We start from the raw sequence: 15892 nt of genomic DNA, 5'->3' as shown, positions 1-15892 counted from the left end.
AAAGATACCAATAATAAAAAAAGACCTTCCAAAGAATTCGGAAGGTCTTTTCTATTTTTAAAGAAGAATCTATTTATTATTGAAATCTATATCTTCACCGGTATTTAAATTTTCATTTACGTTCTCCTCTTTTTTATCAGAGGAGTGGTTTCTCGGTCCTGGATCTACCAGTTTTGGGTTTTTAATCTCATCGATGGTCTGCAACCCGCCTTCGTCTCCATATCCGGAACTAAGGCCCTGAAGATCCGAACAGCCGTCTTTCCATTCGGATGGCTTCACGAATTTATCATCAGTGGAGATCCCCAAAGTTTTATCGGCCCATACTTTCTTCATGAAGATCGCCCAGATAGGCAATGCCATTTTAGCACCCTGTCCTTCTCCGGTTCCGTAGAAGTGAGCAGCCCTGTCTTCCCATCCAACCCAGGCTCCTGTTGCCAGTTTAGGGGTGATACCAATAAACCACCCATCTGAGTTATCATCAGTAGTACCTGTTTTTCCTGCAATTTCCACATCTTTTGATATTCCTTTTCTTGAAAGTTCTCCGGAAGCAGTCCCGTACTGTGCCACCCCTTTCATCAGTTCGATCATAGTGTAGGCATACAGAGGGTTCATTACTTCTTTCGGATCTACATTGATCTCCTTGATTACTCTGTTATTGGCATCTTCAATTCTCCAGATCATTTCCGGCTTATTGTAATTTCCATAATTTGCGAATGTGCTGTAAGCACCTAACATCTCATAAATGGTAATATCTGAAGAACCTAAAGCTATGGTATTGTTTCTTGGAATTTCTTCCGTTACGCCCAGATCTCTGGCGGTCTGGATCACGGCATCCACCCCCGTCATCTCTATAAGACGTGCTGCTACCGGGTTTTGTGAATGGGCTAGAGCATCTTTTAGGGTCAGCATTCCTCCTCTTCCCGAAACATGCCATCCTTTATGGTTATAAGTGGCGTTGGATACTGCAGAACAAGGGGTCATTCCCAGTTTCATAATGGCAGTGGCATATACGAAAGGCTTGAATGTGGAACCTACCTGCCTTTTACCTTGCTTTATATGGTCATACTGGAAATGCTGCCAGTCTATACCTCCTACCCATGCCTTGATCTCACCGGTTCCGGGAACCATAGACATCAATCCGGCCTGAGCAATCTGCTTGTGGTATCTAATTGAATCCCAAGGAGACATTTCAACTTCCTCTTCACCATTCCATGTGAAGCGTGACGTTTTAATAGGCTTATGAAATTCAAGAAGGATAGAGTCTTCCGAAATGCCGGCAGCTTTTAACTGCTTATAACGTCCGGTTCTTTTCATAGCCTGGAACATCAGATCGTTGATCTGATTCTTGGACAGATAGTAAAACGGCCTGTCTTTTCTGCCTCTTTGCTCGGCATCAAATCTTTTCTGAAGATCCGTTAAATGCTCCCTAATCGCTTCTTCAGCATATTTCTGCATTTTAGAATCAAGCGTAACGTATATTTTTAATCCGTCTTTGTAAAGGTTTAGCTTTTTACCGTTTTGTTTTTCATATTCCTGAAGGTATCCGTCAATTTCCTTTTTCAGATAAAACTTATAGTAGGCAGAATAATCATCATTAATATTTTTAATAGGATGATAATCCAGGGTAATCGGTGTGGCTACTGCTTTATCATAAGTTGTCTGATCGATGTATCCTGTTTCCAGCATTTGCTTAAGAACTACTTCTCTTCTTGCTTTTGCTCTTTCAGGGTTTCGCATAGGATTGTTCTTTACCGGGTTTTCCAGCATGGCAACAAACATGGCGGCCTCAGGTAAGGTAAGCTGGCTTGTACTTTTATTAAAATAAATTCTTGAAGCCATTTCAATACCATTGGCATTGTATAAAAAGTCAAATTTGTTAAAATATAAGGTAACGATCTCTTCTTTGGTGTATCTTTTTTCAAGGCTTACGGCCACTACCCATTCTTTCAGCTTTTGAAATGCCCTTTCGATTTTATTTGTAGATCTTTCGCCTGTGAAAAGCAATTTGGCGAGCTGTTGGGTGATGGTGGACCCACCACCTCTGCCTCCTCCGAAAACTACGGCTCTCACAACAGACTGAAGATCAATGCCGGAATGTTCTTTGAAACGCTCATCTTCTTTAGCCTGCAGTGCATACACAAGATAAGGTGGCAAATCTTTATAGGCAACAGGCTGGGTTTTCTCTTTTTCAAATTTGCCTAATAAAACCCCGTCTGAGGAATAAATTTCAGAAGCTACAAAAATGTCAGGGTTTTCCAGTTCTTTTACATCAGGCATTTCTCCGATAAATCCCTGAGAAACAGCAAAGAAAAGTGCTGAAATTCCTAAAACTACCGCAATGAGTCCAAGCCAAATAAACTTAACCCATTTTTTCCAGGAGTTATTTTTTTTATTTTTTGGCGGAAGAGGAAATGTTTTTTCCTTATTTCCGGTGTTTTGTCTGTTTTCTTCCATGTATGGTTACGGTTTAGCCGTTTCTATTTTTACTCCGATATCTTCAATTCCGGGAAGAGCGTCATTTCTCATGGCTTGGATGAGCCCGATTTCATACGTGCCTTTTCCGGGGAATTTGTAATTCAGTTTATATTGAAAGAGTGTCTCCTTCGTATCTCCAAAACCTGTACCAAGCCATTCTCCGTTTGGTTTTGCCAGAATATAGTTCAGGGTATCGGTCTCTTTCTTCTTATTCTGAAGATTGGTTAAATTTACTATAAACCTTATGTTGCTGTAAGGATAATCGTCATTGTTTCTTACAACAAATATAATATTTTTAGGATTCTGCGGATCTGAAATTTCAAGATTAAATTTTTGTTCACTTTTCTTATTCCATTTATTATCAACGGAATTCATGATGATGTTTTCTCCTGATGAGGTACAGCTAAAGAAAAGGATAAGGGGTAATAATCCTAAAATTTTACGCATTTTTATCTTTTTTGGGAGGATATTTTTTCTTGAAATTTTTCTTGTTGTGCGGTTTTTTTTCAGCATCAGGAACAGCTTCCACTTTTTCCAGTTGACCTACCTGTGGCGGCCTTTGCTGCCTGGGCTGATTACCGGAATTTGCTGCTGTGTTTTCGGCTCTGTCGGGTTTTTCAGGTCTGTTTTTCCTTTGTCCCTGACTATTCGGTCTGTTGTTTTGGTTCTTATTTTTGTGGGAACCTTTGTTTTTTCTTTCGAACCGGTCTACATTATTTTCCTGGATCAGGTCAATACTCTGGAATGCTGTTTCAGGCTGTTTCAGGTCTTCAAGAGGAAGGGTCTTTTCTCCTCTTTTATTTTTGGAGATCAGTTTTTTAATCAGGTCAATATCAAAATCATACCAGGCAATAGAGTTTTCTACATAGGCAAACCACATTTTCTTTTTGAAAACATCTATTTTGATACAAAAAGCTCGTCCTTTTTCAGTTTCCAATGTCGTGGAGGAAGATGGAAAATCAGAAAGGGCATCCAGGTAGCTGTCCAGCTCATAGTTGAGGCAGCATTTCAGTTTACCACATTGTCCGGCTAATTTTTGTGGATTGATGCTAAGCTGCTGATATCTTGCGACATTGGTATTGACAGATCTGAAATCGGTAAGCCATGTGGAACAGCAAAGTTCTCTTCCACAGGAGCCGATACCTCCTACTTTTGCAGCTTCCTGTCTGAACCCGATCTGTTTCATATCGATTTTGGTTCTGAAGGCGGCAGCATAGTCTTTGATCAGCTGTCTGAAGTCTATCCTGTTGTCAGCAGTATAATAAAATGTGATCTTTGAAGCATCTCCCTGATACTCAACATCGGTAACCTTCATTTCAAGGTTAAGCCGGTGAGCGATTTTTCGGGCTTCTATTTTTACATTATCTTCTTTTTTTCGGGCTTCCTGCCAGACTTCTATGTCTTTTTGATTGGCCAGCCTGTATATTTTAAGCGACAATTCTTCCGAAAATTTCTTTTTTTTCATCTGAATTTTCACTAATTCTCCGGTGAGACTCACTACACCTACATCATGTCCCGGGCTGGATTCTACTGTTACTACGCTACCTATATGTAAAGGGATATTGTTTACATTTTTATAAAATGATTTTCTGTCATTTTTAAACCTAACTTCTACAAAATCACACCTGTTAGGTGTGGGATTGCTGATGTTGGAAAGCCAGTCAAAAACACTTAATTTATAACTATTACCACAGGTATTTACATTTTCACAGCCATTCGCGGACTTCGTTCCGCAGGAATGTGCAGAATCGCCGGATGTTTTGCATCCACAACTCATATTATATATATTTAATCTTGCAAATTTATATATTTTTATCTTTATGTAATTCTAAAAATATCAAATATTCATAATCAGTGCTGTTTAATATTAAACGGAAATATGCGTGGCATGCGAAATATTGCTAATATCCTGTTATGTGTACAATTGAGGCGGGTTTTTATCAAAATGCTATTTCAAACATAATTTTCTTTTCGGGGATTGTTTAAAATATTAAGAAATATTAACAGATGTAACCAAAATAATTTTATATTTGGCTTATATAATAATAGTCTATGAAAAAAATATTAGTATCAACTGCATTATTGGCAGGCGTTTTATCTTATGCCGGAGGCTTTAGGGTTTCTCTGCAGGGGGTGAAACAATTGGCAATGGCACATACCAGTGCTCATGCTGAAGATGCAAGTGTGGCATTCTTCAATCCTGCAGGTATGTCATTCATTCCTTCTAAGCTAAGTATAGTGGCAGGAGGATTTGGGGCAAGTAATAGAATTACTTTTCAGAACCTGAATACCTTGCAGAGTACAGAAACAGATAACCCTACCGGGACTCCTATTTATGCAGCAATCGCCTACAGGCCATTAGAGAATTTATCTATTGGTTTAAGCGTTACCACTCCTTTTGGAAGTACTATCGAATGGCCAAGTGACTGGGAAGGAAAAGAAATGGTTCAGAAGTTGGAACTGAAGAGTTTCTATTTTCAGCCTATGGTTTCAGTAAAGCTGGCACCTTGGTTGTCCTTCGGAGCAAGTTATATTTACGCAAAGGGAAAAGTGGATTGGGACAAAGCTGTTACTCAGTTTGGAGGAGAGCTTAATATTAATGATGACAAAGCAAGCGGACATGGATATAGCTTTGGCTTCTATTTCAGGCCGGATCCGAAACTGGATATGAGTATTGCTTACCGTTCAGCAGTGGATATGAAGGCTGAAGACGGAACTGCAACATTTAAATTCCCTTCATCATCCGTTTATCCTTTGTTAGGCCTTGATGCTTCAGGACAGGATAAATTTAAAGCGACATTACCATTAGTAGAAGAATATACGATCGGTTTGACCTATAAGATCACTCCAAAATGGTTAGTTTCTGCAGATTTTAATTACCACGGATGGGAAAGATACAGCAGGCTTACATTAGATTTTGCGAATGCTCCTGTTGGAAACCAGGCTGACCCAACGATTTTGGTATCTCCTAAAAACTTTAGAAATGCAAAAACATTTAGATTGGGTACACAATATGCGTTCAATGATATGATCTATGGTCGTTTGGGAGCTTATTATGACGAATCTCCTTATACTGATGAGAATTTCATTCCTGAGACACCTTCCTTTAATACTTATGTAGTTACAGGTGGGGTAGGATTTAAGCTGAAGCAATTCGGAGTTGATGTTGCCGGAGGATATGCAATGCCTCAGGCCAGAGACGTAAAAAATGCCGGTCTCGGTTTTTACGGACAGGCTAAAGCCACAGCATTCTACTTTGGTTTAGGTTTATCGTATAATGCTTTTTAATTGAAAGACTATGAAAAAAATTATAATATCTACAATTGCGATTTCCGCGTTTCTTTTCACAACAAGCTGTGAGGATGATTTTGATACGGATGTAAAAGATATGCAGGTAACTGCCGGAGAGGCGAATTTCTCTAAATATGTTTCTTTAGGAAACTCGTTAACATCCGGATACAGAGATAATGCATTATATATTGACGGACAGGTTGAGTCATATCCCAATATCATCGCCGGGCAAATGAAACTTGCCGGAGGAGGAGATTTTATGCAGCCTTTAATGGCTGATAACAATGGAGGCTTGCTGTTGGGGACTACACCTATTCAGGCTACAAAGGTATATATCAAGTCCTTTATAAACGGGTCCCCTGAGATTGTAAATGTAGCTGCTGCACCTACTACCAATATAATGAATAAGGTGACGGGAGCATTGAATAACTTTGGAGTTCCCGGAGCGAAATCATTCCATCTGGTAGCACCGGGATATGGTAATGTTGCAGGAGTGATGGCCGGGACGGCTAACCCGTACTACGTTAGATTCTCTTCAAGTACCACTTCTACGGTTGTAGGTGATGCTGTTGCTCAGCATCCGACATTCTTTTCCCTTTGGATCGGGAACAATGATGTTTTAAGCTATGCAACGAGCGGAGGGTCTGGAGTAAATCAGGCTGGAAACACGAATCCTGCTACTTACGGATCTAATGATATTTCCGACCCTAATGTTGTTGCCGGTTCTATTAAAGCCGCTTTGGACGCATTAAAAGCAGGGGGTACTACAAAAGGAGTTATTGCCAATATCCCTTATGTAACGTCTATTCCTTATTTTACAACGGTGCCATATAATCCTTTGACACCAAGTGCTTTGGGATCCAATCTTGCCACTTTGAATGCAAGCTTATACGGGCCGCTTAAACAGGCGCTTACTGCTTTCGGTGCAGGAGACAGGATTAATTTACTTTCTTCCACATCTTCAAACCCTGTTTTAATTAAAGATACTTCTCTTCCGAATTTATCAGCCCAGCTTACAGCAGCGTTAACTCCATCTTTAGGAGCGCCTACAGCGACTGCTTTCGGACAGATTTTTGGGCAGGCAAGACAAACTACAGCAGAAGATTATATTCTTCTTACAACAAGATCCCTTATAGGAACTGTAGCACCGGGAGCACCTGCACCGGCTAATGTATATGGAATTTCTTATCCTTTGCAAAACCAGCATGTGCTGACTAAAGCAGAAGCAGCTAGTGTAAAAACAGCGATAGATGCATATAATACTTCTATCAAATCATTAGCAGATACTTATGGATTAGCCTTTGTGGATGCTAATAAAAAGATGGTTGAACTTAATGGCCAGTCAGGAATTTCATTTGACGGGGTAAAATACACTGCAAGATTTGTGACAGGAGGTACTTTTTCTTTAGACGGAGTACACCTTACAGGTAGAGGATACGCAGTTGTCGCCAACGAATTTATTAAAGCAATCAATACTAAATATAAATCTACATTGCCACAGGTAGATCCTAATAAATATTCAGGAGTGAAATTCCCTTAATAAATAAGGAGATAAAAAACTTAAAACCACAGGAGAAATTCTTGTGGTTTTTTTTAAATTTGCAAATCTTTAAAAAGTAAAAATGGCCGAACAGTTAAGTTATCTATTTTGTACCAGGACAAGCAGGGTCTTGGCAGAGAATATTGCCCAGTATTATGGGCAGCAATTAGGGAAAATCAACTTTCAGGAGTTTAGTGACGGGGAATTCGAACCGGTTTTAGATGAGTCGGTAAGAGGAGGAAGAGTTTTCCTGATCGGGTCTACATTTCCGCCTGCAGACAATCTTTTGGAGCTTCTTCTGATGATTGATGCGGCAAAAAGGGCTTCTGCGAAAAGTATAACGGTGGTGCTTCCTTACTTTGGGCTTGCAAGACAGGACAGAAAGGACCAGCCAAGAGCTCCAATCGGGGCAAAGTTGGTTGCCAATCTGCTGACCGCAGCGGGAGCTACAAGAATCATGACGATGGATCTCCATGCAGACCAAATCCAGGGATTCTTTGAAATTCCGGTAGACCATCTGTATGCATCTACGATCTTTGTAGATTACATAAAATCTTTACAATTAGATAACCTTACCATTGCTTCCCCTGATATGGGAGGGGCAAAAAGAGCAAAAAACTATGCAGGGCATTTAGGGGCAGAAGTCGTAATTGCTTATAAGGAAAGAAAGAAAGCGAATGTGGTAGAAGAAATGTTCCTTATCGGGGATGTTGAAGGAAAAAATGTGATCCTTATAGATGATATGATAGATACGGCAGGTACCCTTTGTAAAGCGGCAGATATATTAATAGAGAAAGGAGCTAAAACAGTTAGGGCAATGGCCACTCACGGAGTGCTTTCAGGAAAAGCTTATGAGAATATTGAAAACTCAAAAATTATGGAAGTTATTGTAACTGACTCAATTCCTGTTAAAAATAATTTGTCAACTAAAATAAAAGTGCTATCTTGCGCCCCATTATTTGCAGATGTTATGAAGATGGTTCATGAGCACAGATCAATTAGTAGTAAATTTGTTATTTAATTGATTTTTAGGGGTTTGCGCAATTAATTATTGAAACAATTTTTTAAATTTTTATAAATGAAATCTATTACAATTCAAGGTACAAAAAGAGAAAACGTGGGCAAAAAGTCTACAAAAGCTTTACGTGATGCTGAATTAGTTCCTTGTGTTGTTTATGGAGGTGAAGCACCTTTAAACTTCTCTGCTGAAGAGAAAGCGTTCAAAGGGTTAGTATACACTCCTGAAGCACACACGGTATCTATTGAAGTTGACGGTAAGACAATTCCAGCTGTTCTTCAGGACATTCAGTTCCACCCGATCACTGACAAAATTCTTCACATTGATTTCTATCAACTATCAGCCGATAAGCCGGTTATTATGGAAGTTCCTGTAAGAATTACCGGACGTGCAAAAGGTGTTGTAGCGGGTGGTGTACTACGTCAGTCTTTCAGAAAATTAAAATTGAAAGCTATTCCAGCTAACTTACCTGATGAAATCGTTGTAGATGTTACTCCATTAAAGATTGGTAACAAAATCTATATCGGTGATATCAAAAATACAGCTTACACATTCATGCACCCTGACAATGCAGTTATCACAGCTGTTAAGATGTCTAGAAATGCAATGAAAGGAGGTGCGGCAATGCAGGATGATGAAGAGGAAGAAACAGTTGAGGCAGCAACAGAAGGAGCAGCTCCGGCAGCTGAAGAAACTGCAGCAGAATAAGAATTGCTTATTAATAAGATATAAACCTGTCAAATTTTGGCAGGTTTTTTTATTTACACAAAATGCATAAATCTTCTAAGGCAAAGCCTTAAACTTAGCCGCCATATATTTCCATCAACTGACAACTATCAACCCTCAACCCAAATCAACTTTTAGAAAAAAAGCCGTAAATTTGAAATGTTCTAAATAAGAACAGTTTTAATGATAAAATTTTAATAAATGTTTGACATTCAGGAAATAAGAAGTCAGTTTTCTATATTAAACAGGCAGGTAAATGGTAAACCATTGGTTTATCTGGATAATGCAGCGACATCCCAAAAACCGGATTCGGTTTTAGAGGTTTGGAATAAATACTATACCGAGATCAATGCCAACGTTCACAGAGGAATTCACACTTTGAGCCAATTGGCAACAGAAGAGATGGAACTTTCAAGAAGAAAGATCCAGAAATTCATTAATGCAAAGCATGATTTTGAAGTTATCTTTACAAAAGGAACGACAGAAGGTTTGAACCTCATTGCCTATATTTTAACCCAAAAAATTAAAAAAGACGATGAGATCATTATTTCATACCTTGAGCATCACTCCAATATAGTTCCGTGGCAGTTGCTTTGTGAAAGGACAGGAGCACGGCTCAGAGTAATCCCAATGGATGAGAACGGGATACTTCAGTTGGATTATCTGGATCAGTATCTGAATGAGAGAACAAAAGTGGTTTCTGTAAATCAGGTTTCCAATGCTTTGGGGATTGTAAACCCTATTGAAGAGATTATTGCTAAGACAAGAAAAAATTCAGAAGCCTATATAGTGATCGATGGCGCGCAGTCTGTTCCGCATTTTAACATTGATGTTCAAAAACTGGACTGTGATTTCTTTGTATTTTCAGGCCATAAAATGTATGCCCCAATGGGAACCGGGATCGTATATGGAAAACAGCATGTTTTGGAATCCCTTCCGCCTTTTCATGGCGGAGGAGAAATGATTGCTACTTGCTCGTTCGAAGGGACAACATATGCTGCTTTGCCATTTAAATATGAAGCCGGGACCCCGAATGTAGGCGGAAATATAGCATTGGGAGCTGCTGTGGATTTTATTGAAAAGATCGGACATGAAAATATTCAGAATCACGAAAACGCCCTTTTGGAATATGCTCAAAAACAACTGCTGGAAATAGAAGGATTGAAAGTATACGGAGAAAAGACGAAAAGAACGGGTGTAGTTTCCTTTAATTTAGAAGGAATAGGTATTTCCTCCGATGTAGGGATGATCCTTGATAAAATGGGGATCGCTGTAAGAACAGGGCACCACTGCACACAGCCTATCATGGATTTCTTTAATATTGCCGGAACAGTGAGGGCAAGCTTCGCAGTGTATAATACATTCCAGGAAATTGATCTCTTAGTGGAAGGAGTCAGAAAAGCAAGGCAAATGCTCTCATAATAGATTGAAGCCTCTGATCTTCAGAGGCTTTTTTATAAGTGAAATGAAACGGTAAATTCAGAAAATATTTAAAAAATTCGATTTTTTTAAGCTTATATGAATCCTTTATGCGCGAAACAAATCCTCAAAAAACTTCTTTTGTGACCTGGAATTATGGTTTCCAATCTACAACAGCCCTGATAAAAGCCCCGGCATTTTCCAACGGAATATTAGGTAAAATACCATGTCCTAAATTGGCAATGTACCTGTCTTTCCCAAAACGATGGATCATTTCATTCACCATCTTTTTTATTGTTTCAGGAGTGGAATGTAGCCTTGCAGGATCAAAATTCCCCTGCAAAGTCATCGTATGGTTGGTCAGAGTTCTTGCAAATTCCGGTTTTATCGTCCAGTCTACCCCCAAAGCAGATGCTTTAGACATGGTCATTTCCTCCAATGCAAACCAGCATCCTTTTCCGAAAACTACCACGTGAGTAAGAGGACTTAATGCTTCAACGATCTGATTGATATATTTCCATGAGAATTCCTGGTAATCTTCAGGAGAAAGCATTCCGCCCCAGGAATCGAAAACCTGTACGGCAGAGACCCCTTTTTCTACCTTTCTCTTTAAGTAGGCAATGGTAGTATCCGTGATTTTCTGAAGAAGCAAGTGAGCAGCTTCCGGTTGCTGGAAACAGAACGATTTGGCAATATCAAAAGCCTTACTTCCCTTTCCTTCCACACAATAGCATAGAATTGTCCATGGAGAGCCTGCAAAACCGATCAGTGGAATCTCATTATCCAGCTTTTGAAGCGTCAGTTCAATGGCATCAAAAACATATCCTAAAGTATCATTTACATCAGGAACAACAATGTTCTGAACCTGTTCTGCTGTCCTGATCGGATGGTCTAACCAGGGACCAACTGATTCCTTCATTTTAAAATCAATTCCCATCGCCTGAGGAACCACTAAAATATCAGAGAATAAAATAGCGGCATCCAGTGGAAACCTGCGGATTGGCTGTACGGTAATTTCGGCAGCCAGTTCAGGTGTCTGGCACCGGGTAAAGAAATCATATTGATCACGAAGGGCAATAAATTCCGGAAGATATCTTCCTGCCTGTCTCATCATCCATACCGGCGGTCTTTCTACGGTCTCTCCGCGAAGTGCTTTTAAATATAGGTCGTTTTTGATCATAATCTGTTTAAACTAAATATTGCGTTGAAGTTGTTCTGGCAATATATATGATTTTATCTGTCGCTTTTACATTCCCTTCTTATCAGTTCCAGGATAGAGGCTAAGCTTTTTCCCTCCGAAGTAAAAATGTATTGCTGCGTATATTTTTTCAATTCACCGGAAGTGGTTTCTCCTATAGAAAACAGTTTCATCCCTTCCAGGGAATTGTGCTTTGCAAAACTACGAACTCCGCTTGGACTAAAAAAAACTATGGCATGATATTTTTCAGGTACCGAAGGATAGGTTTCTTCCGTGTGGTAAACCGTTATTTTTTTATATTGAATGTTTTGCAGCGGAAGATCGTTGTCAAGAATATCAATGGCTAAATTCCCACAAAAATGGAGAAATTTTTCATGCTGGCAGTTGGTGACAATGAATTTCGAAAGAGCTTCAGCGTTTCTTAAAACTTTAAAAGTGCCGAAACCATATTTCCTTACTTCCTTTTTGGTTTTTTCACCTATACAGTATATTTTATTGTAATTTCTGACGGTAAAGTCTTCGTTAGGTTTAAACCCGTTTTTAAAAAATGAACCCACCCCGTTCACGCTGCTAAAGATTAAAGAATAATTTTTCAGGTCAAATGGGGTTGCCCGGATTGGATTGATCCTGATTACCTCAACAAATCCAATCTGAATATCCGCTCCTAATTCTCTGGATATAACAGCCGGGTCTATATTTTTGGTAAATAAGATTTTCATATATTTAAGTATGAAGATGGAAGCTGGGAGATGGAAGTTTAATCTAAATCTTATTTTTAATTTCTGCCATCAGCTCCTTTCCGCCGTTTTCAAGGACAACCCGGGCAAACTTTTCTCCAAAATTTTCGAAATCATTGTAGGTAAAGTTTTCATCAATAGAAATACAATTCTTGCCGTCCAATGAGCAAAGTGCCGCTTTGAAACGGATCTGGTCCCCGATCATTTCGGCAAAAGCTCCTATTGGGGCAGTACAGCCTCCTTCCAGAGTGCTTAGAAAACTCCTTTCAATTTCAACACAGGTTTGGGTGCGTTTGTGATTGATCCGGTTTACAATATCATTGATCTCCTTTTTATCAGAATGTCCGGCAACAGCTATTACCCCCTGCGAAGGTGCGGGGATCATTAAAGGGAGCATTTCGTAACCGATATCCATCTTCATCCGTTTAATTCCTGCCAGTGATAAGATAGTGGCATCAAAATCCTGTTCTTCCAGTTTTTGAAGACGTGTCTGGATATTCCCGCGGATATCTGAAAAGGAAGCATCGGGATAATGTTTCAGCCAGAAAGCCCTTCTCCTGAGGCTGCTTGTTGCCAGCTTTAATTCATGAAACTCCTTATTTCTGGATTCTTCTTTCCTGATCAGGACATCCTGAGGGTAATCTCTCTCCAGATAAGCAATCAGTTCAATATTTTCAGGCAATTGTGTAGGAATATCCTTTAAAGAATGTACGGCAATATCAATTTCATCATTTAACAGGGCAACATCCAGGTCCCGTGTGAAAACTCCGGTGATCCCTAAAGAATAAAGTGGCTGAGTGAGGTTTTTATCCCCGGAAGAAATGATGGGGGTAATCTCAGTCAGATAATTATTGTTTTGAAGATATCTTGCTACCTCTCTGGCCTGCCAGAGTGCAAGAGCAGAATTCCTGGTTCCGATTCTAATGCTTTTCATTGAATTCGTTGTTTGGTTGTTCAACTAATATTTCGTGCATTAATTTACTAATTTCTTCGGCTTTCCAGGGATTATCGATAATATATTTAGCGAAACGGTTGGTGATTTTCTGGATCATTTTATCAGAAAGGGCCATGTCGTCTACATTGATGTACTTATTTTTCCTGTAAAACTGGTGCATTTCATTGCGTTCCATATTCTTTAAAACAGCTTTGAAATGATGGATATTGGGAGCCAGCTTCCTCTTTTTTTCCCACTCAATGAAATCTTTGGTCATTTCCTTGATGATCTTTTCCGCTTTCGGGACTTCCTTTTCTCTTTGCTGGATGGTTTCCTGGATCTGTTTTGAAAGTTCGTCCACATCCACTAAAGTCACATTTTCATTGCTGGTCACATTTTTTTCTACATTATGAGGAATGGAAAGGTCAATGACAAGGGTTTGTTTTCCGTTCGGGAAGTGAGATGCATTAATAATGGGGTGCTTTGCACCTGTTGCAACGATAAGGATGTCTGTATTTTTTAATTCCTTATCGAAATCAGCATAATCAACATGAGGAATATTATATTTCCGGGAAATTTTTTCAGCTTTTTCCTGTGTTCTGTTGGCAATTTTTATCTTAGGCTGATAAACATGCTTGACAAGATTTTCCACCGTATTTTGTCCTATTTCTCCAACGCCTAAAAGAAGAATGTTTTTCTCGGTGATCCTTTTCTGGCTGTTTAAGATATAATGAACAGCAGCATAGGAAACAGAAGCAGCTCCGTTAGAGATCCCTGTTTCATTCTTGATCCTTTTAGAGATCTGGATTGCTGAATTAATGGCTCTTTCCAGGTAAGGATTAGAATTTTTTCTCTCCTTTTTGAACCGGGCATAGGCTTTCTTGATCTGCCCGATGATCTCAAAATCTCCGATGATCTGACTTTCCAGGCCTGCCGCCACTCTGAATAAGTGGGTTAAAGCCTCCTCTTTCGTCAGGATATTGGCAAACTGGAGAAAATCGGTAAGGTGCACCCCGATCGTTTTGCAGTATTCTTCGGCAATCAGAAGATAATTGGGTGTTGTGGTATAAATTTCAGTTCTGTTACAGGTAGAAACTACAAAAGCATCTCCTAAATTTTCATCATGAATTCGGGAAACGAAACTTTTAATATTTTCATCAAAAAATGCAAACTTACCCCGCGTTTCTCCGTCTGCCTTTTCATAGCTTATAGAAAGTACGGCGAAATTCGATGTCTGATGCATATTAGAATACTGTAACATAAGCAGTGCAAATTTACGCTTTTTTTAATTAATCAAACCCTGATAATACATATGATAATTATCGTAAAAAACTATAAACCGGCTTTGGATTTTGCTTTAATTATCAGAGGATTGGAGGCCTTTCATAAAGCATTGATAAATTATTTTAAATTTTAATAAAATTTTAACCAAATTATATACCCGTTGAATTTTATTCCTAGTGTTAAATTTATATCTTTGTAAACTTAAAATCAGAAGAAATATATGAGTTTATTTGATATGTTTACGCAAGAAATTGCGATAGACCTGGGAACTGCTAACACCCTTATCATCCATAATAATAAAATTGTGATAGATCAGCCTTCTATTGTTGCCATTGAACGTTCAACGGGCAGGCCGATCGCTGTAGGGGAACAGGCAAAACATATGCAGGGGAAAACTCATGAAGATATCAAGACCATTCGTCCTTTGAAGGACGGGGTGATTGCGGATTTTCATGCTTCTGAACATATGATCAAAGAGTTTATCAAGAAAATTCCCGGAATTAAAGGTAAATTCATTCAGCCTGCATTACGGATTGTGATCTGCATCCCTTCCGGAATTACGGAAGTAGAAAAAAGAGCAGTAAGAGATTCTGCACAGAAAGTAAATGCAAAGGAAGTAAGACTGATCTATGAGCCAATGGCTGCTGCAATAGGGGTTGGGATTGATGTTCAAAAGCCCGAAGGAAATATGATCATCGATATAGGCGGAGGAACTACGGAAATTGCCGTAGTGGCATTGGGAGGTATCGTATGTGACAAATCCGTGAAAATTGCAGGAGACGTATTTACTAATGATATTGCTTACTATTTAAGAACTCATCATAATCTTTATATCGGGGAAAGAACAGCGGAAAGAGTGAAGATCGAAGTAGGGTCTGCTGTGGAAGACCTTGATGTTGACATAGAAGATATCCCTGTACAGGGGAGAGACCTTATTACAGGTAAGCCAAAAGAGATCATGGTAGGGTACAAAGAAATTGCCCGTGCGCTGGATAAGTCGATCATCAGGATCGAAGATGCCGTAATGGAAACCCTTTCTTTAACTCCGCCTGAATTGGCTGCAGATATCTATAAAACAGGTATCTATCTTGCCGGAGGAGGTGCATTGCTGAGGGGTCTGGCAGACAGGCTGCACAAAAAGACAGGGCTTCCTGTATTTGTGGCGGAAGATCCCTTGAGGGCTGTAGTTCGCGGAACCGGTATTGCCCTTAAGAATATGGATAAATTCAATTTCTTAATTAAATAATTTTAACTTTTACGCACCTGATAT

Annotated in this window: 13 protein-coding genes; 6 read left to right on the top strand and 7 right to left on the bottom strand. The window is 39.3% G+C overall.

Annotated elements, in window-relative coordinates; all coding sequences use genetic code 11:
• Window positions 1–69: 69 nt before the first annotated feature.
• Genes HNP38_RS10130 through HNP38_RS10120 form a run of 3 tightly spaced genes read right to left on the bottom strand, consistent with a single transcriptional unit; the run spans window position 70 to window position 4252 of the window.
• On the bottom strand, window positions 70–2454 hold the full coding sequence (locus HNP38_RS10130; RefSeq protein ID WP_184188786.1) for a transglycosylase domain-containing protein: 2385 nt from the start codon (window positions 2452–2454) through the stop codon (window positions 70–72).
• A gap of 6 nt (window positions 2455–2460) precedes the next feature.
• A complete protein-coding gene (locus HNP38_RS10125; RefSeq protein ID WP_184188771.1) occupies window positions 2461–2922 on the bottom strand; it encodes a gliding motility lipoprotein GldH in 462 nt (153 codons plus the stop codon).
• Window positions 2915–4252, bottom strand: coding sequence for a stage 0 sporulation family protein (locus HNP38_RS10120; protein ID WP_184188767.1), 1338 nt, complete (start codon window positions 4250–4252; stop codon window positions 2915–2917). Before HNP38_RS10120 ends, HNP38_RS10125 begins: the two co-directional genes overlap by 8 nt.
• Before the next feature lie 275 nt (window positions 4253–4527).
• On the opposite strand from HNP38_RS10120, the gene HNP38_RS10115 reads away from it, so the two are divergent.
• The 5 genes from HNP38_RS10115 to HNP38_RS10095 all read left to right on the top strand — a co-directional run bounded on the left by HNP38_RS10115 (window position 4528) and on the right by HNP38_RS10095 (window position 10472).
• Window positions 4528–5763, top strand: a complete 1236-nt coding sequence (locus HNP38_RS10115) for an OmpP1/FadL family transporter (RefSeq protein WP_184188763.1) — start codon at window positions 4528–4530, stop codon at window positions 5761–5763.
• Between the two features lie 10 nt (window positions 5764–5773).
• Window positions 5774–7306 (top strand): G-D-S-L family lipolytic protein, encoded by a 1533-nt coding sequence (locus HNP38_RS10110; RefSeq protein ID WP_184188760.1) that lies wholly within the window; start codon window positions 5774–5776, stop codon window positions 7304–7306.
• 82 nt (window positions 7307–7388) lie between these two features.
• Complete coding sequence (locus tag HNP38_RS10105) at window positions 7389–8327, top strand: ribose-phosphate pyrophosphokinase (RefSeq protein ID WP_184188755.1); 939 nt, start codon at window positions 7389–7391, stop codon at window positions 8325–8327.
• A 57-nt stretch (window positions 8328–8384) separates the two neighbouring features.
• Window positions 8385–9032 carry a 50S ribosomal protein L25/general stress protein Ctc gene (locus tag HNP38_RS10100; RefSeq protein WP_184188752.1) on the top strand — a complete coding sequence of 216 codons (648 nt, stop codon included), beginning with the start codon at window positions 8385–8387 and terminating at the stop codon, window positions 9030–9032.
• 219 nt (window positions 9033–9251) lie between these two features.
• Window positions 9252–10472 (top strand): cysteine desulfurase, encoded by a 1221-nt coding sequence (locus tag HNP38_RS10095; protein ID WP_184188748.1) that lies wholly within the window; start codon window positions 9252–9254, stop codon window positions 10470–10472.
• A gap of 151 nt (window positions 10473–10623) precedes the next feature.
• On the opposite strand, the gene hemE is transcribed toward HNP38_RS10095, so the two are convergent.
• From hemE to hemA, 4 genes are read right to left on the bottom strand one after another with little or no spacing between them, the layout of a single operon-like run.
• A complete protein-coding gene (gene hemE / locus HNP38_RS10090) occupies window positions 10624–11649 on the bottom strand; it encodes a uroporphyrinogen decarboxylase (protein ID WP_184188745.1) in 1026 nt (341 codons plus the stop codon).
• 53 nt (window positions 11650–11702) lie between these two features.
• A complete protein-coding gene (locus tag HNP38_RS10085; RefSeq protein WP_184188742.1) occupies window positions 11703–12386 on the bottom strand; it encodes a uroporphyrinogen-III synthase in 684 nt (227 codons plus the stop codon).
• Between the two features lie 43 nt (window positions 12387–12429).
• Window positions 12430–13338 (bottom strand): hydroxymethylbilane synthase, encoded by a 909-nt coding sequence (gene hemC, locus HNP38_RS10080; RefSeq protein ID WP_184188739.1) that lies wholly within the window; start codon window positions 13336–13338, stop codon window positions 12430–12432.
• The gene (hemA, locus tag HNP38_RS10075) at window positions 13325–14599 is read right to left on the bottom strand and encodes a glutamyl-tRNA reductase (RefSeq protein ID WP_184188736.1); all 1275 of its coding nucleotides are present in this window, start codon (window positions 14597–14599) and stop codon (window positions 13325–13327) included. The genes hemC and hemA overlap by 14 nt, the downstream gene beginning before the upstream one ends.
• A gap of 243 nt (window positions 14600–14842) precedes the next feature.
• Here hemA and HNP38_RS10070 point away from each other — a divergent pair, with 243 nt between their 5' ends.
• A complete protein-coding gene (locus HNP38_RS10070) occupies window positions 14843–15868 on the top strand; it encodes a rod shape-determining protein (RefSeq protein ID WP_184188733.1) in 1026 nt (341 codons plus the stop codon).
• Window positions 15869–15892 lie beyond the last annotated feature (24 nt).

The sequence above is a fragment of the Chryseobacterium defluvii genome (assembly GCF_014204415.1).
Taxonomy (GTDB): domain Bacteria; phylum Bacteroidota; class Bacteroidia; order Flavobacteriales; family Weeksellaceae; genus Chryseobacterium; species Chryseobacterium defluvii_A.
Note: the sequence above shows the minus strand (reverse complement) of the source record. Positions and strands in the feature narration are given on the sequence as shown.

Bases quoted from the DNA above. Each gene is read 5' to 3' on its own strand.
- HNP38_RS10130 (WP_184188786.1), bottom strand. From the start codon at position 2,454: ATGGAAGAAAACAGACAAAACACCGGAAATAAGGAAAAAACATTTCCT.
- HNP38_RS10125 (WP_184188771.1), bottom strand. From the start codon at position 2,922: ATGCGTAAAATTTTAGGATTATTACCCCTTATCCTTTTCTTTAGCTGT.
- HNP38_RS10120 (WP_184188767.1), bottom strand. From the start codon at position 4,252: ATGAGTTGTGGATGCAAAACATCCGGCGATTCTGCACATTCCTGCGGA.
- HNP38_RS10115 (WP_184188763.1), top strand. From the start codon at position 4,528: ATGAAAAAAATATTAGTATCAACTGCATTATTGGCAGGCGTTTTATCT.
- HNP38_RS10110 (WP_184188760.1), top strand. From the start codon at position 5,774: ATGAAAAAAATTATAATATCTACAATTGCGATTTCCGCGTTTCTTTTC.
- HNP38_RS10105 (WP_184188755.1), top strand. From the start codon at position 7,389: ATGGCCGAACAGTTAAGTTATCTATTTTGTACCAGGACAAGCAGGGTC.
- HNP38_RS10100 (WP_184188752.1), top strand. From the start codon at position 8,385: ATGAAATCTATTACAATTCAAGGTACAAAAAGAGAAAACGTGGGCAAA.
- HNP38_RS10095 (WP_184188748.1), top strand. From the start codon at position 9,252: ATGTTTGACATTCAGGAAATAAGAAGTCAGTTTTCTATATTAAACAGG.
- hemE (WP_184188745.1), bottom strand. From the start codon at position 11,649: ATGATCAAAAACGACCTATATTTAAAAGCACTTCGCGGAGAGACCGTA.
- HNP38_RS10085 (WP_184188742.1), bottom strand. From the start codon at position 12,386: ATGAAAATCTTATTTACCAAAAATATAGACCCGGCTGTTATATCCAGA.
- hemC (WP_184188739.1), bottom strand. From the start codon at position 13,338: ATGAAAAGCATTAGAATCGGAACCAGGAATTCTGCTCTTGCACTCTGG.
- hemA (WP_184188736.1), bottom strand. From the start codon at position 14,599: ATGTTACAGTATTCTAATATGCATCAGACATCGAATTTCGCCGTACTT.
- HNP38_RS10070 (WP_184188733.1), top strand. From the start codon at position 14,843: ATGAGTTTATTTGATATGTTTACGCAAGAAATTGCGATAGACCTGGGA.